21 protein-coding genes are annotated in these 22856 nt (G+C 63.4%); 17 read left to right on the top strand and 4 right to left on the bottom strand.

Annotated elements, in window-relative coordinates; genetic code table 11:
• Positions 1 to 132 precede the first annotated feature (132 nt).
• Both metG and PSUB009319_RS09085 read right to left on the bottom strand, forming a co-directional pair.
• On the bottom strand, positions 133 to 2202 hold the full coding sequence (metG, locus tag PSUB009319_RS09080) for a methionine--tRNA ligase (RefSeq protein ID WP_124381892.1): 2070 nt from the start codon (positions 2200 to 2202) through the stop codon (positions 133 to 135).
• A gap of 294 nt (positions 2203 to 2496) precedes the next feature.
• Positions 2497 to 3126 (bottom strand): OmpA family protein, encoded by a 630-nt coding sequence (locus tag PSUB009319_RS09085; RefSeq protein WP_024975042.1) that lies wholly within the window; start codon positions 3124 to 3126, stop codon positions 2497 to 2499.
• Between the two features lie 205 nt (positions 3127 to 3331).
• Between PSUB009319_RS09085 and apbC the strand changes: the two genes are divergently transcribed.
• From apbC to PSUB009319_RS09160, 15 genes are all read left to right on the top strand, one after another.
• Complete coding sequence (gene apbC / locus PSUB009319_RS09090) at positions 3332 to 4420, top strand: iron-sulfur cluster carrier protein ApbC (RefSeq protein WP_124381949.1); 1089 nt, start codon at positions 3332 to 3334, stop codon at positions 4418 to 4420.
• Positions 4421 to 4430: 10 nt separating this feature from the next.
• On the top strand, positions 4431 to 4961 hold the full coding sequence (locus PSUB009319_RS09095; protein ID WP_124381893.1) for a DUF3305 domain-containing protein: 531 nt from the start codon (positions 4431 to 4433) through the stop codon (positions 4959 to 4961).
• An 11-nt stretch (positions 4962 to 4972) separates the two neighbouring features.
• On the top strand, positions 4973 to 5521 hold the full coding sequence (locus tag PSUB009319_RS09100; RefSeq protein WP_124381894.1) for a DUF3306 domain-containing protein: 549 nt from the start codon (positions 4973 to 4975) through the stop codon (positions 5519 to 5521).
• A gap of 81 nt (positions 5522 to 5602) precedes the next feature.
• Positions 5603 to 7771: a 4Fe-4S binding protein gene (locus tag PSUB009319_RS09105; RefSeq protein WP_124381895.1), complete on the top strand. Its 2169-nt coding sequence runs from the start codon at positions 5603 to 5605 to the stop codon at positions 7769 to 7771.
• Between the two features lie 31 nt (positions 7772 to 7802).
• Positions 7803 to 8474, top strand: a complete 672-nt coding sequence (locus tag PSUB009319_RS09110; RefSeq protein ID WP_124381950.1) for a molecular chaperone — start codon at positions 7803 to 7805, stop codon at positions 8472 to 8474.
• A gap of 235 nt (positions 8475 to 8709) precedes the next feature.
• Positions 8710 to 8958, top strand: coding sequence for a twin-arginine translocation signal domain-containing protein (locus PSUB009319_RS09115; RefSeq protein WP_124381896.1), 249 nt, complete (start codon positions 8710 to 8712; stop codon positions 8956 to 8958).
• A 67-nt stretch (positions 8959 to 9025) separates the two neighbouring features.
• Entirely contained in the window at positions 9026 to 12022 is a 2997-nt protein-coding gene (locus PSUB009319_RS09120; RefSeq protein WP_124381897.1) for a molybdopterin-dependent oxidoreductase, read from the top strand.
• 12 nt (positions 12023 to 12034) lie between these two features.
• Entirely contained in the window at positions 12035 to 12712 is a 678-nt protein-coding gene (fdh3B, locus tag PSUB009319_RS09125) for a formate dehydrogenase FDH3 subunit beta (RefSeq protein WP_124381898.1), read from the top strand.
• Entirely contained in the window at positions 12709 to 12954 is a 246-nt protein-coding gene (locus PSUB009319_RS09130; protein ID WP_124381899.1) for a hypothetical protein, read from the top strand. Before fdh3B ends, PSUB009319_RS09130 begins: the two co-directional genes overlap by 4 nt.
• 31 nt (positions 12955 to 12985) lie before the next feature.
• Positions 12986 to 14149: a formate dehydrogenase subunit gamma gene (locus PSUB009319_RS09135; RefSeq protein WP_124381900.1), complete on the top strand. Its 1164-nt coding sequence runs from the start codon at positions 12986 to 12988 to the stop codon at positions 14147 to 14149.
• 37 nt (positions 14150 to 14186) lie between these two features.
• The gene (locus PSUB009319_RS09140; protein ID WP_124381901.1) at positions 14187 to 14504 is read left to right on the top strand and encodes a hypothetical protein; all 318 of its coding nucleotides are present in this window, start codon (positions 14187 to 14189) and stop codon (positions 14502 to 14504) included.
• 82 nt (positions 14505 to 14586) lie between these two features.
• On the top strand, positions 14587 to 15129 hold the full coding sequence (locus PSUB009319_RS09145; RefSeq protein WP_124381902.1) for a superoxide dismutase family protein: 543 nt from the start codon (positions 14587 to 14589) through the stop codon (positions 15127 to 15129).
• Positions 15130 to 15250: 121 nt separating this feature from the next.
• On the top strand, positions 15251 to 16126 hold the full coding sequence (locus PSUB009319_RS09150) for a formate dehydrogenase accessory sulfurtransferase FdhD (protein WP_124381903.1): 876 nt from the start codon (positions 15251 to 15253) through the stop codon (positions 16124 to 16126).
• 188 nt (positions 16127 to 16314) lie between these two features.
• The gene (gene dcd, locus PSUB009319_RS09155; RefSeq protein ID WP_012762552.1) at positions 16315 to 16881 is read left to right on the top strand and encodes a dCTP deaminase; all 567 of its coding nucleotides are present in this window, start codon (positions 16315 to 16317) and stop codon (positions 16879 to 16881) included.
• Positions 16882 to 16941: 60 nt separating this feature from the next.
• Positions 16942 to 19221: an arginine/lysine/ornithine decarboxylase gene (locus PSUB009319_RS09160; RefSeq protein ID WP_124381904.1), complete on the top strand. Its 2280-nt coding sequence runs from the start codon at positions 16942 to 16944 to the stop codon at positions 19219 to 19221.
• 192 nt (positions 19222 to 19413) lie between these two features.
• On the opposite strand, the gene PSUB009319_RS09165 is transcribed toward PSUB009319_RS09160, so the two are convergent.
• The gene (locus tag PSUB009319_RS09165; RefSeq protein WP_124381905.1) at positions 19414 to 20022 is read right to left on the bottom strand and encodes a hypothetical protein; all 609 of its coding nucleotides are present in this window, start codon (positions 20020 to 20022) and stop codon (positions 19414 to 19416) included.
• 655 nt (positions 20023 to 20677) lie between these two features.
• On the opposite strand from PSUB009319_RS09165, the gene PSUB009319_RS09170 reads away from it, so the two are divergent.
• Entirely contained in the window at positions 20678 to 20953 is a 276-nt protein-coding gene (locus PSUB009319_RS09170; protein ID WP_124381906.1) for a hypothetical protein, read from the top strand.
• 3 nt (positions 20954 to 20956) lie between these two features.
• Complete coding sequence (locus PSUB009319_RS09175; RefSeq protein ID WP_124381907.1) at positions 20957 to 21265, top strand: hypothetical protein; 309 nt, start codon at positions 20957 to 20959, stop codon at positions 21263 to 21265.
• Between the two features lie 108 nt (positions 21266 to 21373).
• Here the strand turns inward: PSUB009319_RS09175 and argH are convergent, their stop codons facing one another.
• On the bottom strand, positions 21374 to 22789 hold the full coding sequence (argH, locus tag PSUB009319_RS09180; protein ID WP_124381908.1) for an argininosuccinate lyase: 1416 nt from the start codon (positions 22787 to 22789) through the stop codon (positions 21374 to 21376).
• Between the last annotated feature and the right edge of the window lie 67 nt (positions 22790 to 22856).

Consider the following 22856-nt stretch of genomic DNA (forward strand, 5'->3'; position numbering starts at 1 on the left):
CTGTTGTAAGCAGGAAAAAGAGTGGAGGCTGCCTGAGCGAAGCGAGTTTAGCTTCATGGTCACAGGGCTACAGGCCGCTCGGGGTTGGGTGCAAGCGCACCACCAAGGCCCAACCCCAACCCATCAAACAAATCAGCGAACGCGCATCCCAGGCACAGCACCAGAATGCGGCTCAAGGATGTAAAGACCAGGCTGAGCCTTCTCGTCCGCAGCAGAAGCCGCCAACACCATCCCCTCCGACATCCCAAACTTCATCTTTCGCGGCGCAAGGTTCGCAACCATCACGGTCAGCTTGCCCACGAGGTCTTCCGGCGCATATGCCGATTGAATCCCCGAAAACACGTTACGCGTCTTCCCTTCACCCACATCCAAGGTGAGTTGCAGCAGCTTGTTCGACCCTTCCACGCGCTGGCAGGCCACGATTTTTGCGACGCGCAAGTCGATCTTGGCGAAGTCGTCAATGGTGATGGTCTCAGCCATCGGCTCGATGGTGGCAGCACCGTTGGCGGCGGCCACCGGCGCGTCGGCTGTGGCTTGCAGCGACTGACGATTCGCCTCCACCAGCGCATCCACCTGCTTCTTATCCACCCGCGTCATCAGATGTGAATACGGCTGGATCGGCTTGGCCGACGACAGTTGCGTGTCGATGGCGCGCCAGGAGAGCGGCTCCACGTTGAGGAACGCTTCGATGCGCTCGACCGTGGTCGGCAGAATCGGCTTGAGGTACACGGCCAGCAGGCGGAAAGCTTCCAGCGCGATTGAACATGCGGCGTGCAGTTTGTCGCGGTTGGCTTCGTCCTTGGCGAGATCCCACGGTTTTTCAGTATCGACGAAGGCATTCACGGCGTCGGCCAGTTCCATCACGGCACGCAGGGCCTTGCTGTACTCGCGCTTCTCATACAGATCGGCAATCTGCGGAGCGGCCTCGCGCAGTTGCACCATCAGCGGATGGCCCAGCGCCGCATCGCTCACGCGGCCTTCAAAGCGCTTGACCAGGAAGCCCGCCGAGCGGCTCGCGATGTTGACGAACTTGCCGACCAGATCGCTGTTCACCCGGGCGATGAAGTCATCCAGGTTCAGGTCCAGGTCTTCCATCGTCGCGTTCAGCTTGGCGGCGAAGTAGTAGCGCAGCCATTCCGGGTTCAGGCCCGTGTCGATGTAGCTTTGCGCCGTGATGAAGGTGCCGCGCGACTTGCTCATCTTGGCGCCGTCCACGGTCAGGAAGCCGTGCGCGAACACGTTGGTCGGGGTGCGATGGCCCGAGAACTTGAGCATCGCCGGCCAGAAGAGCGTGTGGAAATACAGAATGTCTTTGCCGATGAAGTGGTACTGCTCGGTGGTCGAGTGTTCCGCGATCCACGATTCGAAATCGAGGCCGAGCTTCGCGCACAGGTTCTTGAAGCTGGCGTAGTAGCCGACCGGCGCGTCCAGCCACACGTAGAAATACTTGCCCGGCGCCCCCGGAATTTCGAAGCCGAAGTACGGCGCATCGCGCGAGATATCCCAGTCCGAGAGCTTGGCTTCGCCCTCGTCGCCAAGCCATTCGCGCATCTTGTTCGTGGCTTCCGGCTGCGCCAGATCAGCCACCCATTCGCGCAGGAAAGTCTCGCAGCGCGGGTCCGATAGCTTGAAGAAATAGTGCTCCGACGACTTGCGCACCGGCGTCGCGCCTGACACCACGGAGTACGGGTTCTTCAGGTCGGTCGGCTGGTAGGTTGCACCGCAGACTTCGCACGAATCGCCGTACTGGTCTTTCGCGCCGCACTTCGGGCACTCGCCCTTGATGAAGCGGTCCGGCAGGAACATCTCCTTGACCGGGTCGAAGAACTGCTCGACCTCGCGCACGTCGATCAGGCCGGCTTCCTTGAGCTGCAAGTAGATGCGCTCGGACAACGCCTTGTTTTCGTCGGAATCCGTGCTGTAGTAGTTGTCGAACGAGACCAGGAAGTTGTCGAAATCACGCTTGTGCTCTGTCCAGACGCGTTCGATCAACTGGCGCGGGGTCAATCCTTCCTTTTCGGCGCGCAGCATGACGGGCGTGCCGTGCGTATCGTCGGCGCCCACGTAATAGGTCTCGTGCCCGCGCATGCGCTGAAAGCGCACCCAGATATCGGTCTGGATGTACTCGACCAAGTGACCGATGTGGATCGGCCCGTTGGCATAGGGCAGGGCGGAAGTGACGAGAATGCGGCGTTCGGACATGGGCGGGCCAGAAATGTGCGGGCGGGCCGCAAAGAGGGCGCGGCGCGCGGATAAACGGATATTTTAGCGCGCCCGGCGGCGTTGGGCCGGCTACGGATGAATGCAGGGCACGGCGGCCCCGAACCCATGCGTCACGATGCCGCGCATCGCGTGGCCCCAAAAAAAAGCGCCGGTCAGAGCCGGCGCAGCTTTCCACAACGGAAAAGGAGGAGAAATCAGGTACCGCCCGGGAGGTCAGCCACGCATCGCGAGCCAGCAATGCGCAGCAAGCGGTACCTGTTTTCTATGACAGGGTTAGCCCTGAATTGGTTTCAAATAAATTTCGACGCGGCGATTTTGTGCGCGGCCGGCCTCGGTGGCGTTGTCGGCAACCGGCTGATTCTGGCCGCGGCCTTCGGCGGAAAGGCGGTTGCGGGCGACGCCACGGTCGGTCAGGTAGCTCGCCACGCTTTGGGCGCGCTTTTGCGACAGCGTCATGTTGTAGTTCGGGTTGCCGGTGCTATCTGTGTGGCCGACCACGTTGGCGGCCAACTCCGGATGCTGCGTGAGCGTTTGTGCCACGCTATCCAGCGGGCCGCGGAACGACGGCTTGATCACTGCGCTGTCGGTGTCGAACGAGACCTGGCTCGGAATGTTCAGCTTGAGCGAGCCGTCGGGCTGCTCCGAAATTTGCGTGCCTGTGCCAGCGGTGTCGCCGGCCAGCTTGGACTTGATGGCGCCCCAGTTATAGCCCACGGCTGCGCCAGTGGCCGCACCCAGTGCACCGCCGATGGCAGCGCCCTTGCCGTTGCCGACCAGCGCGCCGATGCCAGCGCCCACGGCCGCGCCAACGCCGGTGCCCATGGCGGTCTGGTTCTGCTGCTCGGTGGCACAGCCGGCGGCCAGCAGGGCGACGAGCGAGACGGAAATAAGCTTGGCTTTCATGATTTCTCCTACGAGTAACAGGATCGGTTCTTGTTTGGTTTGCCGATATCCGGCGCGGCCGAGGGATATTGAGGGGAATCGGACGAATGACGCGCCGGCAAAATACAATAGCAAAACACTAGATAGAGTGGCCAGGGCGCCGCAAAGTTCATGCCGCGCCACCGTTGGCCCGTCCCCCATTCGCGTTAGATTTGTGGAGCAAATGTTGAGCGTAACCATCGAACAGATCACCGAAGCCCTGCGCGGCGTGGTGGATCCCAATACCGGGCGAGACCTCGTCTCGTCCAAATCGGCGCGCAACATCCGGATCGATGGCGGCGAGGTGTCGCTCGACGTGGAGCTCGGCTACCCGGCCAAGAGCCAGTTCGAGCCGATCCGCAAGCTGGTGATCGGCGCGCTGCGCCAAGTGCCGGGTGTCGAAAATGTGAGCGTGCAGGTGTCGATGAAGATCGTCGCGCATGCGGTGCAGCGTGGCGTGCACCTGATGCCGAATGTGAAGAACATCATTGCCGTGGCGTCGGGCAAGGGCGGGGTGGGCAAGTCGACCACCGCCGTGAACCTGGCGCTGGCGCTGGCCGCCGAGGGCGCCAACGTCGGCATTCTGGATGCCGACATCTACGGTCCGAGCCAGCCGATGATGCTCGGCATCCAGGGCCAGCCCGAATCGGCGGACGGCAAGACCATGGAGCCCATGGAGGGCCACGGCCTGCAGGCCAACTCGATCGGCTTCCTGATCGAGCAGGACAACCCGATGGTATGGCGCGGCCCGATGGTCACCTCCGCGCTGGAGCAACTGCTCAAGCAGACCAACTGGCGTGATCTCGACTACCTCATCGTCGATATGCCGCCGGGCACGGGCGATATTCAGCTCACACTGTCGCAGAAGGTGCCCGTGACGGGCGCGGTGATCGTCACCACGCCGCAGGACATCGCGCTGCTCGACGCCAAGAAGGGCCTGAAGATGTTCGAGAAGGTGGGCATCCCCATCATCGGTGTGGTTGAAAACATGGCGGTGTACTGCTGCCCGAACTGCGGCCATACCGAGCACATTTTCGGCGCCGGTGGAGGCGAGAAGATGTGCGCGCAGTACGGCGTGCCGTTCCTGGGCAGCCTGCCGCTGAACCTGTCGATCCGCGAGCAGGCCGATTCGGGCCGCCCGACCGTGGTGGCCGACCCCGACGGCGCGATTGCCGGTGTCTACAAGCAGATCGCGCGCCGCGTTGCCATTGCCGTGGCCGAGAAGGCGAAGGACATGACGAGCAAGTTCCCGTCGATCGTGGTGCAGAACACATAAGCGCACAATCATGGACGCCACCGAGCCGCTGCCCAATCCGAGAGAGGCGGAACGCCCATCCGTACGGATGGCGGTGGTGCTGTGCCGCCGCCCGACGGCCAACCGTTGGCAGCCATTTCAGTGGCGGCTGGAAGCCGTCGTGCCCGATCTTGGCGAATACGGCACCGCGCCGCGCTGCCTCGATCATTCCGACAATGACGAGCGCTGGCTCACGCCCGGCTTCGTCGTCACGCTGTTCCGGGACGAGGCCGAGGGCTACTACCTGAACGTGACCTCTGCGACGCCGTGCTGGTTCGTGCTGTGGCGCCTTGGCGAGGCGGGCACGGCCGACGAGGGCAGGGCGATTCCGCACACGGTTTCGCTCAGCTACAACGAAGCCGGCCGCTGGCTCGACGGCGGCGAGACGGTCGAAAACGTGCCGCTCGATGCCGCTGCGCTGGAATGGCTGCAGGCGTACGTGGCCGAGAACTACCGGCCCGAGCCGAAGAAACGGCGCCGGCCCGAGTCGTTCCTGCCGCCGGAAGACCGCGCGAAGTTTTGAGCGAGACTGCCGTGAGCGACGAAACTTTTCTCTCGCGCTGGTCACGCCGCAAGGCGGCCGAGCGGCGCGGCGAGCCAGAGCCGGAAGCCGCGCCGCCCGCGCCGGCCGTTGTGCCGCAGGCGCCGCTGGCTGGGCCCGCGCCCGAGGTGCCGCCCCCGCTCACGCTGGAAGATGCAGCCAAGCTGACGCCGTCCGATGATTTCGCGCCTTTCGTCGCCCACGGCGTGGACGACATCGTTAAACGCGCCGCGCTCAAGAAGCTTTTCACCGATCCGCACTTCAATGTGATGGACGGGCTTGATACGTACATCGACGACTATTCGCAGCCCGATCCGATTCCGCCCGAGATGCTGCGCGAACTGCGGCACACGGCGGAATTGCGGTTGTTTGCGCCGTTGGACGACGAGGAGGCGGCTCCGCCGACAGGAACCGAACCCGTATCGGAAGCATTGCCCAGTGTGGAGGAGAACGTGCCGGTTGAGCCCACCGAGCCGCCAACGGGCGAGACTTCCGCCCAGGCAACCCCGCATGGCACCCCTAAGCTGCCGTCCGTAGAATAAGAAAGAGCACCGCCCGGTATTGACCGTGCGGCCATGTCCCCACAGCCCGCGCCATGCACGCGGGCGCTCATGCACACATCCATGCCGACGCTGCTTTGCAGTTGCAATCACACCATGCCGCTTGGCACCGAGGCTGCCGACGCGGTGGGCGACGCCGTGCGCGCGTCCGGCGCCGCCATCGACGTGCCTGACCAGATACACCACCTGCTGTGCCGCCGCGAGATCGGCGCCTTCACCCAGGCGCTGGATGGCACGGCAGACGTGATCGTCGCCTGCACGCAGGAGAAGGCATTGTTTGCCGAAGTGGCCGCGCAGCGTGAGGGCGTGACCGCACCGATCCATTTCGTCAACGTGCGCGAAACGGGTGGGTGGTCGGCAGGGGCCAGGCGTGATGCGCGCGGCTTCCACGCCAAGACGGCGGCGCTGCTGGCGGTGGCCGGCTTGCCAGCGCCAGACCCGGTGCCGGTTGTTGACTACCAGTCGGCAGGCAATCTGCTGATCGTCGGGCCTGCTGAACGTACGTTGCCTTGGGCTGAGCGTTTGGCCGGTCAGCTCAGCGTGACGGTGCTCGCCACCGGCCGCGACCGCGCAGCCGGTCCGCTGGCGCCGCCGATGGAGCGCCGGTGGCCTGTCCACGCCGGTGAACTGGCCAAAGTGACGGGTTGGCTCGGCGCGTTCGAGGTGCAGTGGCACAACCGCAATCCGATCGATCTGGACCGCTGCACACGCTGCAACGCGTGCATCGATGTCTGCCCCGAAGACGCCATCGACACGCTCTACCAGATCGACCTGGACCGCTGCCGCGACCACCGCGCCTGCGTGAAAGCATGCGGTGAAGCGATGGCCATCGACTTCGGCCGCGTGGATGCACCCCAGGCGCTGTCTGGTCAGTTCGACCTGATCTTTGATCTGAACGACGCGCCTGCGTTCTCGCAACACCAGCCGCCGCAGGGCTACTTCCACGCCGGTGCCGATGCAGGCCGTCAACTGACGGCATCGCTGGCGTTGCTGCAGTTGGTGGGTGAGTTCGAGAAGCCCAGGTTCTTCCAGTACAAGGACTCAATCTGTGCACACGGACGCAACGGCCAGGTGGGCTGCAATGCTTGCGTGCAGGTGTGCTCCGCGTCGGCGATCTCGTCGCAGTGGAAGGACGGGCGCGGCAGCGTGCACGTCACGCCCCACCTGTGCGTGGGCTGCGGCGCGTGTACGACGGCATGCCCCACCGGTGCCATCACTTATGCGTATCCGAACGCGCCGTATCAGGGGCGCAAGCTTAAGACACTGCTGAACACTTACGCATTGGCGGGCGGGCATGATGCCGTGGTCCTGCTGCACAACGGTGAGCGTGGCCGCACGCTGATTGAGCAATTGGGCCGCGCCGCACGTGTCGGCAAAGCGCAGGGCGTGCCGGTGAATGTGTTGCCGGTTGAGGTCTTCCATGCGGCATCCACGGGTTTGGATCTGTGGCTTGCCGCGTTGGCCTACGGCGCCGCCCGCATCGCCATCCTGTTGACCGAGGATGATGCACCGGAGTACCGCGCGATGCTCACCGAGCAGGTTGTTGCGGCGCAAGCCATGCTGCACGGCCTGGGTGAGCCGGCGGATGCAGCGGGCGTGGTGCTGATCGACGTTGCCAATGCGGCTGGGCTGGATGCACGCTTGAATGGCGCCGATGTGTCTGGCCCGCTGCGCGGTTTCCGTCGTGACATGCCGGGTGCCACCTTTGCTGTGGCGGCGGCCAAGCGCGAAACGCTCGATTTCGCGCTGGATCATCTTGCACGCCACGCCAAGGCCACCGAAGCCGTCATTGCGCTGCCCGCCAGTGCACCGTTTGGCACCATCACCGTGAACCGCGAAAGCTGCACGCTGTGCATGGCCTGCGTGGGCGCATGTCCGTCGCAGGCGCTGCGCGATCAGGCAGAGCGCCCCGTGCTGGCCATGATCGAGCGCAACTGCGTCCAATGCGGCCTGTGCGAAACCACATGCCCCGAAAACGCCATTGCCCTCGTGCCACGCCTGAACCTGTCTGCCGAAGCGCGCCAGCCAGTCACGCTCAACGAGACGCAGCCGTTCCATTGCGTCCGCTGCGGCAAGCCGTTCGGCACGGCACAGATGATCACCACGATGCTGGCCAAGCTCGGCGCGCATCCGGCGTTCTCCGGCGCGGCCGCCGAGCGCCTGAAAATGTGCGGCGATTGCCGTGTGATCGACATGATGGAGCACGGTGAACGCCCCGGCGCCACGCACTGAAGACTGCGCATTGAAGATGACCCCAGCCCCCATGACTGACGCCCAGCCTTTGCAATTCCAGCCCGCCGCCACGCCTGCTGACAGCTCGGAAGATCTTGCTCGCGCCGATCTGTACGGCCTGTTGGCGACGCTGTTTTTCCGCGCGGCGGATGCCGATTTGCTGCAGCGTATCGCCGCCGCGCCGCTGGGCCCGGTGGGCGACGACGATGCCGCTTCCGCCGATGCGCAAGCCGCTGCCAGCAGTGCGCTCACGCAGGCCTGGCGAAGGCTCGTCGCGCGGGCCGGTCAGACAACTGCCGGGCAGGCCGACGACGAATACACTGAACTGTTTATCGGCGTCGGTAAGCCTGAGGTGTTCCTGTACGGCTCGTACTATCAGGCCGGTTTCATGAACGAGAAACCGCTCGTGGTGCTGCGCGACGATCTGCGCCGCTACGGCCTGGAGCGCGCCGAGGGCATCACCGAGACTGAAGACCACCTCGCCACGCTGTGCGAGGTCATGCGTTACCTGATTGCCGGGGACGTCGCCGCCGTTGCCCGCATCGAAGAGCAGCGCGCCTTCTTCCAGCGCCATCTGGCCACGTGGGTCGACACGGCCTGCGATGCTGTATTGCAGCATCCGCGCGCCGCGTTTTATGCCGATGTGGCGGGACTGGCGAAAGCGTTCTTTGACGTGGAACGCCTCGCGCTCGAGCTGGCGTGACCCCGCGCCAGTTGATTGCCTAAGAAATCAGCACGCCGCCAAGAGCCACGCCCCGCCAGCGTCACGGCGGGGTGGTTCAACGCGTGCTGATTAAAAAAATTCATCGGCAAATCGTCAGGAAAACCCGAGGGTGAGGGGTATCAGGCATGGTTTTCCCGCGCCGTTACTCCTAAAATGTGTCGGATATTTCCTATTACATTCGGTCATCGGTTTGAAAAAACCGGGGAGCATCAACATGCCAGGTCCGAACACTGTCCCTCACGCCCGCCCCCAGGCGGATTCCGCTGAATCCGCTCCCACGCGCCGCCGCTTCCTGATGGGCGCCGCCGTGGCCGCCGCCGCCGGCACGGCCGCCACGGCCAGCCATCTGGTGCAAGCGCCCGCCGCCTCTGCCACGCCACAGGCAGATCCGGCCGATGACGGCGCCACCGGCTACCGGCTGAGCGAACACATCCGCAAGTACTACAAGACGACGTGGATCTGAGGCAGCCGCATGCGCGCCGCTTCCGCTCCATCGTTATTGCACGCACCCCACATCCTCAGGTGACCCCATGCTTCTGACCCGCAAACCGGCGGTACAGGACACCAAAGCCGCTCAGGCACACCGCCAGGGCGCTGCGTCGCTTGCCGGCAGTCTGGCGCGCAGCCTTGCGGGCGCGCTGCCGACCATGGACCGTCGCACCTTCCTCAAACGTTCCGGTATTGGTGTTGGCGCGGGGCTGGCAGCCACGCAGCTCACGCTGGTGAAGAAATCGGTGGTGGGCGAGGCCCAGGCTGCTGAAGGCAAGGGTGACATCGTCGTGCGCCGCACGGTGTGCTCGCACTGCTCGGTGGGTTGCTCGGTGGATGCGGTAGTGCAGAACGGCGTGTGGGTGCGCCAGGAGCCGGTGTTCGATTCGCCGATCAATCTGGGCGCGCACTGTGCCAAGGGCGCTGCCCTGCGCGAGCACGGCCACGGCGAATATCGCCTGAAGACGCCGATGAAGCTCGTTGATGGCCGCTACCAGCGCATCAGTTGGGAACAGGCGCTCAACGAGATCGTTGCCAAAATGAACACGATCCGCCAGGAGACGGGGCCGGATTCGTTCTTCTTCGTTGGTTCGTCCAAGCACAGCAACGAGCAGTCGTACCTGCTGCGCAAGTGGGTGTCGTTCTTCGGCACCAACAACTGCGACCACCAGGCGCGCATTTGCCACAGCACCACCGTGGCGGGCGTGGCCAACACGTGGGGCTACGGCGCGATGACCAACTCGTACAACGACATGCAGAACGCCAAGTGCGCGTTGTATATCGGTTCGAACGCGGCAGAGGCGCACCCGGTGTCGATGCTGCATCTGCTGCACGCCAAGGAAACCGGCTGCAAGGTCATCGTGGTCGACCCGCGCTACACGCGCACGGCGGCCAAGTCCGATGAATACGTGCGCATCCGCTCAGGCACCGACATCGCGTTCCTGTTTGGTGTGCTGCACCACATCTTCAAGAACGGCTGGGAAGACAAGCAGTACATCCACGACCGCGTCTACGGCATGGACAAGGTGCGCGAGGAAGTGCTCACCAAGTGGACGCCGGACAAGGTCGAAGAGGTGTGCGGCGTGCCCGAGGCACAGGTGCACAAAGTTGCCGAGATGATGGCGATGAACCGCCCGAGCACGCTGGTGTGGTGCATGGGCCAGACGCAGCACACCATCGGCAACGCCATCGTGCGCGCTTCGTGCATCGTCCAACTCGCGCTGGGCAACATCGGCAAGTCGGGCGGCGGCGCCAACATCTTCCGCGGCCATGATAACGTGCAGGGCGCGACTGACGTGGGCCCCAACCCTGATTCGCTGCCCGGCTACTATGGCCTGGCTGCCGGCGCATGGAAGCATTTCGCCAACGTATGGGGTGTGGACTACGACTGGATCAAGAGCCGCTTTGTCTCGCAGGCGATGATGGAAAAATCCGGCACGACCGTCTCGCGCTGGGCCGATGCGGTGCTTGAGAAAAACGAGCTGATCGACCAGGACAACAACGTCCGCGCGGTGTTCTATTGGGGCCACGCACCCAACTCGCAGACGCGCGGGATGGACATCAAGCGCGCGCTCGACAAGATTGACCTGCTGGTGGTGGTAGACCCATATCCATCGGCCACGGCCGCGATGGCCAACATGCCTGCAGCCGACGGCACGCCGCCCAACCCGAACCGCGCCGTCTACCTGCTGCCGGCCGCCACGCAGTTCGAGACCTCGGGCTCGTGCACCGCATCCAACCGCTCGCTGCAATGGCGCGAGAAGGTGATCGAGCCGCTGTTCGAATCGCAGCCCGATCACGTCATCATGCAGGCCTTTGCAGATCGCCTCGGCTTCGGCAAGGAGCTGTCGAAGAATTACAAAATCACGGAGTACAAGCGCGCTGGCATGACGTGGCGCGAGCCCGAGATCGAATCGATCCTGCGCGAGATCAACGGCAGCAACTGGACCATCGGCTACACCGGCCAATCACCGGAGCGCCTGAAGGCCCACATGCGCAACATGCATCTGTTTGATGTGCGCACGCTGCGTTGCAAAGGCGGCAAAGACCCGGAAACCGGCTACGACCTCACTGGCGATTACTTCGGCCTGCCGTGGCCATGCTATGGCACGCCCGAGTTGAAGCACCCCGGCTCGCCCAACCTGTATGACACCAGCAAGCACGTGATGGACGGCGGCGGCAACTTCCGCGCCAACTTTGGCGTGGAGCGCGATGGCGTCAATCTGCTGGCCGAAGACGGTTCGTTCTCGCTGGGCTCGGAACTGACGACCGGCTACCCCGAGTTCGACCACGTCTTCCTCAAGAAACTCGGCTGGTGGGACGACCTGACCGATGCCGAGAAGAAGGCCGCCGAGGGCAAGAACTGGAAGACCGATCTGTCGGGCGGCATTCAGCGCGTGGCGATGAAGCACGGCTGCCACCCGTTCGGCAACGCCAAGGCGCGCGCCATCGTGTGGAACTTCCCCGATGGCATTCCGCAGCACCGCGAGCCGCTGTATTCCACGCGGCCCGACATGGTCGCCAAGTACCCGACGCACGACGACAAGAAGACCTTCTGGCGCCTGCCCACGCTGTACAAGACGGTGCAGCAGCGCAATATCGAGAACAAGGTCTACGAGAAATTCCCGATCATCCTTACCTCCGGCCGCTTGGTCGAATACGAAGGCGGTGGCGAAGAAACGCGCTCCAACCCGTGGCTGGCTGAGCTGCAGCAGGAGAACTTTGTCGAGATCAACCCCAAGGCCGCGGCCGACCGGGGCATCCGCCACAACGACTTCGTTTGGGTCAAAACGCCGACCGGCGCCCAGATCAAGGTGCGCGCCCTGGTGACCGAGCGCGTGGGTGTTGACCACGCCTTCATCCCGTTCCACTTCTCGGGCTGGTGGCAGGGCAAGGATCTGCTCGACTACTACCCCGAAGGCGCCCACCCGATCGTGCGCGGCGAGGCCGTCAACACGGCCACGACCTATGGCTACGACTCGGTGACGATGATGCAGGAAACGAAAACGACGGTCTGCCAGATCGAGCGTTTTGCATAACGGGGAGCGACCATGGCACGCATGAAATTCATCTGTGACAGCGAGCGCTGCATCGAATGCAACGCTTGCGCCACGGCCTGCAAAAACGAACACGAGGTGCCCTGGGGCGTGAACCGGCGCCGCGTGGTCACCATCAACGACGGCATGATCGGCGCGGAGAAGTCCATCTCTGTGGCGTGCATGCATTGCTCCGATGCGCCGTGCATGGCGGTCTGCCCGGTCGATTGCTTCTATCGCACTGAAGACGGCGTGGTGCTGCACGACAAGGATGTCTGCATCGGCTGCGGCTATTGCTCGTATGCGTGTCCGTTTGGCGCGCCGCAGTTCCCGAGCCAGGGCACGTTTGGCGTGCGCGGCAAGATGGACAAGTGCACGTTCTGCGCGGGCGGCCCTGAGAAGAACGGCAGCGAAGAGGAATTCGAGAAGTACGGCCGCAACCGTCTGGCCGAAGGCAAGCTGCCGCTGTGCGCGGAAATGTGCTCGACCAAGGCGCTGCTGGGCGGCGATGGCGATGTGATTTCCGACATCTTGCGTAACCGTGTGATGAAGCGGGGCAAGGGCGCAGAGTTGTTCGGGTGGGGCACGGCCTATGGTGGCCCGGGCGGTGCGCAGGGCAAGGGTGGCCAGACAGCGCCGGCCACCCCGGCTGCGCCCGCTGCGCCTGCTTCGGCCCCGGGAGCGCAATCATGAGCCCGCACAAACGATCGACCGGCCTGCTGATCGCCCTGGGCGCGGTGATATTGCTGGGTGCCTGCGGTGAACGCCCGCAGATTGCCTTCGCATCGCACCGCAAGGACGATGCACCCGCCTACAAGGGCGCAGAAGGTGATCCGTTCATGGCCAAGAACTGGACGCCCGGCGATCGCACGAGCTGGGAGAACCAGATCCGCGCGCGCGGCCAGTACCAGAACGAGTACAACAAGACGCCGTGACGCCATGACACGTACGAGCGGAGGTTCGTCCATGGGCACTTCCTGGAAACACCTTGTGATGGCGGCGCTGCTCGGCGGCGCGGCCATGCTCGCCAGCGCGCAGCAGCCGGCCAGTGCGCCGGTGCCCAACAACGCGCCTGTCAATCCGGCTGTGCAGCCGGCGCTGCCGTTCTCCAACATCGTCTCGGAGAACGTGTTTGATGTGCAGAAGCGTGACCTCACCAAAGAGGCGCAGGCGCAGACCACGCGGCGCACCACGCAGCCCGGCAACAACGCGCCTGTCTGGCGCGAGGTCAATTCCGATCAGGCGCACTACGCCAGCATCCCCGGTCTGGAAGCGGGCGTACTGATTCAGCGCACCGGGCAGAAATGGCGGCTGTTCCGCAACGGCGTCATCACCGTATGGGGCGGCTGGCTGGTCGTACTCGTGCCGCTGGCCATCCTGGGCGTCTTCCTGTGGAAGGGGCAGATCCGCCTGAAAGAACCGCCGACCGGCCGCAAGATCGAGCGCTTCACACCCACCGAGCGCTATGTGCATTGGACGATGGCGATTTCATTTGTCACGCTGGCGGTGTCGGGCATCGTCATGCTGTGGGGCAAGCATTTCCTGCTGCCGATCCTTGGCCACCAGTTGTTCGGCTGGCTGACGTACGCGCTGAAAAATCTGCACAACCTGATCGGGCCGCTGTTCACGGTCAGCATCATCGTAGCCTTCGTGATGTGGGTGCGAGACAACCTGCCGCGCCGTGGCGACGTGCAATGGCTGCTCAGCCTCGGAGGCATGTTTGCCGGTGAACACGGCGCCGAGGTGCCGTCGCACCGCTTCAACGCCGGCGAAAAACTCTGGTTCTGGGGCGGCCTCGTCGTGTTCGGGCTGGTGCTGTCGGCGTCGGGCTGGATGCTCGATCGCATCGTCCCCGGCGTGGACTACTACCGCAGCACGATGCAACTGGCCGAGGTCATCCACGCCATTGCTGCGGTGGGCATGATCTGCATGTCGCTGGGCCACATCTACATCGGCACGATCGGGATGGAGGGCGCCTACCGTGCCATGCGTGATGGTTATGTCGACGAGGCTTGGGCGAAGGAGCACCACGAGTTTTGGTACGACGACGTCAAGGCCGGCAAGATTCCGGTGCAACGGTCCCGACCGCCCGCGCCGCCCGCACCCAGCGAGCAGCCGGTCAAGTCATGACGCCATCGGCTGTGCCACTGATTCGAGGAGCCTCCCCATGCATGCATTCGCGATGAGCCGCGCCGCAGGTATGGCGCTTGCTACCGCCATCCTGAGCCTGACGAGCGGGCTGGCCGGGGCCAAGTTGCCGGCGCCGACGGAAGAGCAAACGGCACAGGCCACGCTGGCCAAGGCCAAAACGGCCTGGGGTGACAAGGTGGCCGCGTTCCAGACGTGCAAGGCGCAGGACAAGGTGGTGGCGTCCTACCAGGCCGGCGGCAAGGCTGCGCATACGCAGCCGGGCGCGCCATGCGTTGATCCGGGGCCGTTTGTCGCACCCGTGCCACCGGCGCCAGCGCCGGCCGCCAAAGGGTGAACCGTTGTTGCCAATGTTGCGTGTTCACCATCCGGCAGTACAATCGTCCGCTCCCCGAGTGAACCCTGACTGGAGGTGACACATGAAGCAACTCGTGATTGCACTCGCCGCGATCGGCCTGATGGCTGGCTGCGCATCGAACTCAGCGTCGACGGCCAAGGCGGCTGATTCGGCCATGGCGGCCTCGGCCGTGCTGGCGCCCAAGAGCGGCAGCACCGTGCAGGGCAGCGTGAAGCTGGTGCAGCAAGGCGACAATCGGGTTGCCATGGCCGTGGATATTTCTGGCCTGCCGGCCAACGGCATGTTCGGTTTCCACGTGCATGAAAAGGGCGATTGCTCATCGGCAGATGGCATGAGCGCAGGCGGCCACTTCAACCCGACCGGCCAGCAGCACGGTGATCCGCGCCACGGCGCACACCATGCCGGCGATATCCCGATGTTGCAATCTGATGCCAACGGCAAGGCCGTCGGCTCGATCACCCTCACCGGCGTAACGCTCACGCCTGGCCCGACCAGCCTGGTTGGCCACGCGCTGGTCGTCCACTCCGGCAAGGACGACTACATGACCCAGCCCACCGGCAATTCCGGCGGGCGCATCGCCTGCGGCGTGATCGTGGCGAACTGATCGCCTGAACGTGGCGCCTGTCTGCGGATGGGCGCCAGCCGTATGCTCATGCGCACGCTTGCCGTGCGCATTTTTTTTTCGGGCACGCTTGTCGTGCGCATTTCTTTATTGACCTAGATCAATGCCGCTGCGTCCAGAACTGACTAACGCTTCCGTTCCATTGCTCGACGAGGTTGAAGTGCTCGACGAGCTGGGCCGCGCGCGCACCGTCTATATCCCCGGCGAGCGCCCGCTCACGGTCTACCTCGACAAACGCGAACTCGTCACGCTGATGACGCTGGGTGGCGCCCCCGAAGCGCTCGTGCTCGGTTACCTGCGCAACCAGCGCCTGATCGGCAGCGTTGAAGAGATCGCTTGCATCCAGGTCGATTGGGAAACCGAATCCGCTGCCGTCACCACCCGAGCCGGCATTGCAGACCTGGACGAGAAAACCGCCCGCCGCACCGTTACCACCGGCTGCGGGCAAGGCACGGTATTCGGCTCGTTGCTGGACGAGATTGACGCCATCCACCTCCCGCCAGACGCACGCATGACCCAGACCACGCTCTACCGCGTGGTCGACACCATTCGTTTGCAGCAGTCGATCTATAAGCAAGCGGGCTCGGTGCATGGCTGTGCGCTGTTTGATGCGCGGGGCGAACTGCTGCACTTCATTGAAGACGTTGGCCGCCATAACGCTGTGGACGCCATCGCTGGCCGTATGTGGCTGGAAGGCATGAGCGGCGGCGACAAGATCTTTTACACCACCGGCCGCCTGACTTCCGAGATGGTGATCAAGGGCGCGCAGATGGGCATTCCGTTCCTGCTGTCGCGCTCAGGCGTGACGCAAATGGGCCATCAGATGGCCCAGCGGGTCAACCTGACGCTGTTTGCGCGGTGCACCGGGCGACACTTTCTGCTCTACACGGGGCGCGACCGGTTTGTGGCCGAAACGCATTTGGCCGGCATGGTCGGCCCGCGCGGGGAGTTGCCTCAAGCGGCGGAATCCGGTCGCTGATTTGCCCTTGGTTTGGCTGACAAGGCCGGCGCAAGTCATCGGTCGCCACGGGGTTTTCCGCCACAGGTTTGGGAGTACAATCCGCGTTCCAAACTTAGCCCAGGCGCGGGCCAAGCCGCCGACGTGACCAAATGGGGACAGTTTTCGCACCGCGAAGCCTGCCCCCATTTGTTCATCCAAGGCATCCCATGAGCATCAAATCCGACAAGTGGATCCGCCGCATGGCCGAGCAGCACGGCATGATCGAGCCGTTCGAGCCGGGTCAGGTGCGCGAGTCCGAAGGCCGCCGCATCGTCTCCTACGGCACGTCAAGCTATGGCTACGACATCCGCTGCGCCGACGAATTCAAGATCTTCACCAACATCAACAGCACCATCGTCGACCCGAAGAACTTCGACGAGAAGTCGTTTGTCGATTTCAAGGGCGATGTGTGCATCATCCCGCCGAACTCGTTCGCGCTGGCCCGCACGATGGAGTACTTCCGCATTCCGCGCACGGTGCTGACCGTGTGTCTGGGCAAGAGCACGTACGCGCGCTGCGGGATCATCGTCAACGTCACGCCGTTCGAACCCGAGTGGGAAGGCTACGTAACGCTGGAGTTCTCGAACACCACGCCGCTGCCCGCCAAGATCTACGCCGGCGAGGGCTGCGCGCAGGTGCTCTTCTTTGAAAGCGACGAGGAATGCGAGACCTCGTACAAGGATCGTGGTGGCAAGTACCAGGGCCAGCACGGTGTGACGCTGCCCAAGACCTAGTTTTCTCTCCGTTTCCGACCTACGGAGCGGTACCTTTAGCTTCATCCATAAGGAACCACGATGAAATTCCGCTTTCCCGTCATCATCATCGACGAGGACTTCCGCTCCGAGAACATCTCCGGGTCGGGCATTCGCGCGCTGGCGCAGGCCATTGAAGAAGAGGGCATGGAGGTCACGGGCCTCACCAGCTATGGTGATCTGACCTCGTTTGCGCAGCAATCCAGCCGTGCGTCGACCTTCATCGTCTCCATTGACGACGACGAGTTCATCAACCCGGACAATGACAAGCCGGAACCGGAAGCCGTCGAAAACCTGCGCGCCTTCGTGGCCGAAGTGCGCCGCCGCAACGCCGATATCCCTATCTTCCTGTACGGCGAAACGCGCACCTCGCGCCATCTGCCGAACGACGTGCTGCGTGAGCTGCACGGCTTCATCCACATGTTCGAGGACACGCCCGAGTTCGTGGCCCGACACATCATCCGCGAAGCGCGCAACTATCTGGATTCGCTGCCGCCGCCGTTCTTCAAGGCGCTGATCGACTACGCGCAAGACAGCTCGTATTCGTGGCACTGCCCGGGGCATTCGGGCGGCGTGGCGTTTCTGAAGAGCCCGGTGGGCCAGGTGTTCCACCAGTTCTTTGGCGAGAACATGCTGCGCGCTGACGTTTGCAACGCGGTGGAAGAACTCGGCCAACTGCTCGACCACACCGGCCCGGTGGCAGCATCCGAGCGCAACGCCGCACGCATCTTCGGCTCGGACCACATGTTCTTCGTGACCAACGGCACGTCCACGTCGAACAAGATGGTGTGGCACGCCAACGTGGCACCCGGCGACATCGTGGTGGTCGACCGCAACTGCCACAAGTCGAATCTGCACGCGATCATGATGACGGGCGCGATTCCCGTGTTCCTGATGCCGACGCGCAACCACTTCGGCATCATCGGCCCGATTCCGAAGAGCGAGTTCGAGCCGGAGACGATCGCCAAGAAGATCGCCGACCACCCGTTTGCCAGCAAAGCCAAGAACAAGAAGCCGCGCATCCTGACCATTACGCAGGGCACGTACGACGGCGTGCTGTACAACGCCGAGATGATCAAGAACATGCTGTCGACCGAGATCGACACGCTGCACTTTGACGAAGCGTGGCTGCCGCACGCCTCGTTCCACCCGTTCTACGAGGACATGCACGCCATCGGCCACGGCCGCCCGCGCAGCAAGGACGCGCTGGTGTTTGCCACGCAGAGCACGCACAAGCTGCTGGCCGGTTTGTCGCAGGCTTCGCAGATCCTCGTGCAGGATTCCGAGACGCGCAAGCTCGATTCGTATCGCTTTAACGAAGCGTATCTGATGCATACGTCGACGAGCCCGCAGTACTCGATCATTGCCTCGTGCGACGTGGCCGCGGCGATGATGGAAGCGCCGGGCGGCACCGCGCTGGTGGAAGAAAGCATTGCCGAAGCGCTGGACTTCCGCCGCGCCATGCGCAAGGTGGAGCAGGAATACTTTGGCACGAACGGCGGCAATGGGAAGGGCGACGACTGGTGGTTCAAGGTCTGGGGCCCGAACGACCTGTCTGACGAGGGCATCGAAGACCGCGAAGGCTGGATGCTCAAGGCCAACGAGCGCTGGCACGGCTTCGGCAATCTGGCCGAAGACTTCAACCTGCTCGACCCGATCAAGGCCACCATCATCACCCCGGGCCTGGACGTGGACGGCAAGTTCAGCGACTCGGGTATCCCTGCCGCCATCGTCACGCGCTATCTGGCCGAGCACGGCATCATCGTCGAGAAGACCGGGCTGTACTCGTTCTTCATCATGTTCACCATCGGCATCACCAAGGGCCGATGGAACTCGCTGGTGACCGAGCTGCAGCAGTTCAAGGACGACTACGACAACAACCAGCCGCTGTGGCGCGTGCTGCCGGAGTTCGTGCGCCAGTACCCGCAGTACGAGCGCATCGGCCTGCGTGAACTGTGCGACAGCATCCACAGCGTCTATCAGGCCAATGACGTGGCCCGCGTGACGACCGAGATGTATCTGTCAGACATGGAACCGGCGATGATCCCGTCGGACGCCTGGGCCAAGATGGCGCACCGCGAAACCGAACGCGTGGCCATCGACGAGCTGGAGGGCCGCATCACCGCCATCCTGCTGACGCCGTATCCGCCGGGCATTCCGCTGCTGATTCCGGGCGAGCGCTTTAACAAGACGATCGTGCAGTACCTGCAGTTTGCGCGGGAGTTCAACAAGCTGTTCCCCGGGTTTGAGACCGACATTCACGGGCTGGTCGAGGAAGAGGTTGACGGCAGGACGGGGTACTTCGTCGACTGCGTCAGGTAAGTTTCCGCTGCACAAATGCAAAACGCCGCGCGAGAGTATCGTGCGGCGTTTTTCTTTGGGGTTTCTTTAATGGGCGGTGCTACGAGGGGCTCTGATCGACCCAAAACAGTCCTGCGACATCAGAAATTCGTCGCCTGAAACCGGACGATCAGATTTACAAGGCACTAGGTGTCGAAGCTCCCGGCATGAAAGTCATAGAGCCACTTGAACCCCGGGAATCTGTCGAAGTGCATCAGCCTGGGCACGCGGGACAAGCAGTGTCGTTCGGTAGAACTCACAATCCTCGACGGTGCAGTTTGAAAGCACAGTAATCCCGGTGATCAACGTGTTGTCGGGCACCGTGAGGATGTGCCCGATGTCATGGAAACCGCTGCGGACGAATGTGCCACCAAGCAGCACAATGGCACCTGGCCCTACAAACTTGCAGTTCCGAAACTGCTTGTGCTCATGTACCTGCATGCCAGGTAGATGCAAATCAGAGAGGTGAATCACCTCATCGGAAAAATTGGCGCGAAGCGGGTTTATCCGAGTCGACTTAGCCGCTATCGCCGTGGCGATGGACGCCTCTGCCGCAGCTCGTTGCGCTGCCCGGGCAAGATAGATGGTTAGGGCCGTAAGCAGTGCAGCAAGCAAACCAACGCCGAACCCAGCAAGCCAGCCAAGACTATGGAATACCTGGAGCCCCGTAGCCAATACGCCTGCGGTCGTGCCTCCTGCGGCAACGATGAGGAACGTGACGACCTTCCATGCGAACTCCACCGTCCACACTGTTAGCTTGAGCGAGTCGAGAATCTTCTTCATGGGACGCGAATTTCAAAGCCTAACGCCGATATTGGCTAAGTTATTGTGAGCCATGATCGCTCGTCCAGAAAACCCCAATAGCCGGGGGCGCGCGAAAGCGGACGCTCGCGCCTGACCGTTCATGGCCGAACTCGACCACCAATCCCTCTCCCCCTCAAGCGATCACCCACATCGGCAAAAAACCTTTGGGATTCTCCACCAACGGCCGAAGCCTGCAGCCCAGGTCTTGACGGCCCCGCACGCAAACCACCGCCTCAAATCCCACCGCGCAACAACGCGTAACTTGCCCCGGGGCACCAGCAAACGTAGACTCCCCGGGCCGCGCAAAAAAAGCGTGGCCGGGCTTCGAAACCCCGAGCTTAGACTCAACCCGTGACGCCGATCAGGCAGTCGCGCGCCGGCGTTCACCCTTACGGGCGGGCCTCGGCGGGTACGGCTTCGGCCGTGCCGGTTTTTGGTTGAGTCTTCCGGTGTTTCGAGCCCGTCGTGTGCCCGCCCACCCCTCGCGGTGGGCGGTTCTCCCAAACTCACGACGAGGGGAAGACATGGTTCCGCCGGATCACTCTCACTCCGTTCTCACCTTCAACGGCCACCGCGCCGTGCTCCAGCCATCTTCGTGCCGCATCGTTGTTCGCCCCCTCAGCGGAGGCGCGCAGTGATCGAATCCGACGCCAATTACCAAAAAGGCGCCAAGGCCGCGCGCCGGTTCCTGCTGCACAAGCAACGCACATTGGAAGCGGGCCGCACCTTTCGGGCCGAAGTCGTGCGCAAACGGCTGGAAACTCGCGTTCAGGCGCACTCCGATGAATACAAGGCCGGCTTTACCGATGGGCTGGGTGCCTACGTGTTGGCCACGCTCGAAGGCATGCAGGTCGATCTGGAACTTTGGGACATCCTGCGCGAACTGGTGTTTCCGGGCGAGGCGGAGTGAGACATGCCGCAGAACCCGGAAAGCGGGCCGTTGCCCGCATCTGAATCGTCTGTGGGCACCGAGTACCAGCGCGGCATGTTGGCTGGGCGCGAGTTTCTGGTTGCGCTACGAGATAGCACGCTGCGTTACCGGCTGTTCGGGCCGTCGGTGCTGCGTGCGGTGCTGGAGGTGGAAGCGGCCGGTCAGTCCAAGGGCTATCAGGACGGATTCCTGGATGCGATTGGCGCTTACATCTTGCAAACGCTGGCGGGGCAGAAGCTGGATTTGGCGGCTTGGAATCCGCGCAGCGTGGGGCGGGTTGCCAAGCGGTGAGCTGGGTGGTGAAGGCTGGCCGTCGACCCGTGTGTGCACGGTGGCCGCCACAAAGCAAAACGCCGCGCAATGCAATGCGCGGCGTTTTTGTTTGAAGCGTGAGGCGAATTATTCAGCCAATGCAGCGCGCGCAAACGCAATGGCCTGCTTCACCTGCTCCGGCGCAGTCCCGCCAATGTGATTGCGCGAAGCGACCGAGCCTTCCAGCGTCAGTACGGCGTGCACGTCGTCGCCGATGAGGTTGGCCTTGTCGCCCAGGCCGCTGATGTCGCGCAGTTGCGCAACGCTCAAATCCGCCAAGTCGCAACGCAGGTCGTCGCAGGCACGAACGGCGTGGGCCACGGCTTCGTGCGCATCACGGAAGGGCAGGCCACGCTTGACCAGGTAGTCAGCCAAGTCAGTGGCGGTGGCGTAGCCCTGCAGCGCGGCGGCGCGCATGGCGTCAGCCTTGACGGTGATGCCGGTCGCCATATCGGCAAAGATGCGCAGCGTGTCGACCACGGTATCCACGGTGTCGAACAGCGGTTCCTTGTCTTCCTGGTTGTCCTTGTTGTAGGCCAGCGGCTGGCCCTTCATCAGCGTGAGCAGGGCGATCAGATGGCCGTTGACGCGGCCGGTCTTGCCGCGCGCCAGTTCAGGCACGTCGGGGTTCTTCTTCTGCGGCATGATCGAGCTGCCGGTGCAGAAGCGGTCCGCAATGTCGATAAAGCCCACGCGCGGGCTCATCCACAGGACCAGCTCTTCAGAGAAGCGCGAGACGTGCGTCATGACGAGCGCGGCCGCGGCGCAGAATTCGATGGCGAAGTCGCGGTCGGACACGGCATCCAGCGAGTTGCGGCACACACCGTCAAAGCCGAGTTGCTGTGCGACGAATTCGCGGTCGATGGGGTAGCTCGTGCCGGCCAGTGCAGCGGCGCCCAGCGGCAGGCGGTTGACCCGCTTGCGAGCATCGAGCATGCGCTCGGTGTCGCGCGTGAACATCTCGACGTAGGCCAGCAGGTGATGGCCGAACACCACCGGTTGCGCGACCTGCAGGTGCGTGAAGCCCGGGACGATGGTGTTGGTGTGCTGCTCGGCCAAGTCCAGCAATGCGCCGCGCAGGGCCTTGAGCAGACCGACGATGTTGTCGATCTCGCTGCGCAGCCACAGGCGGATGTCGGTGGCGACCTGGTCGTTGCGCGAGCGGCCGGTGTGCAGGCGCTTGCCGGCGTCGCCCGCCATGGCGGTCAGGCGCGCTTCAATGTTCAGGTGCACGTCTTCCAGGTCCAGCTTCCACTCGAACGTGCCGGCTTCAATCTCCTGGCGGATCTGCGTCATGCCTTGTTCGATGGCCGTGCGGTCGGCCTCGGCGATGATGCCCTGCTTGGCGAGCATGGCCGCGTGCGCGAGCGAGCCCTGGATGTCGAAGAGTGCTAAGCGCTTGTCGAAGAACACCGACGCGGTATAGCGCTTGACGAGGTCAGACACCGGCTCGTTAAAGCGGGCGGACCACGCTTCGGCCTTCTTGGCGAGTTGGGAGGTCATGGGCGGACAGCTGGAGGAGGGCGGCCAGCAGAATGCTCGGGCCGCAAATTCAGGAAACCGCGATTAT

This window comes from Ralstonia sp. SET104, assembly GCF_003851545.1.
Taxonomy (GTDB): Bacteria; Pseudomonadota; Gammaproteobacteria; order Burkholderiales; family Burkholderiaceae; genus Ralstonia.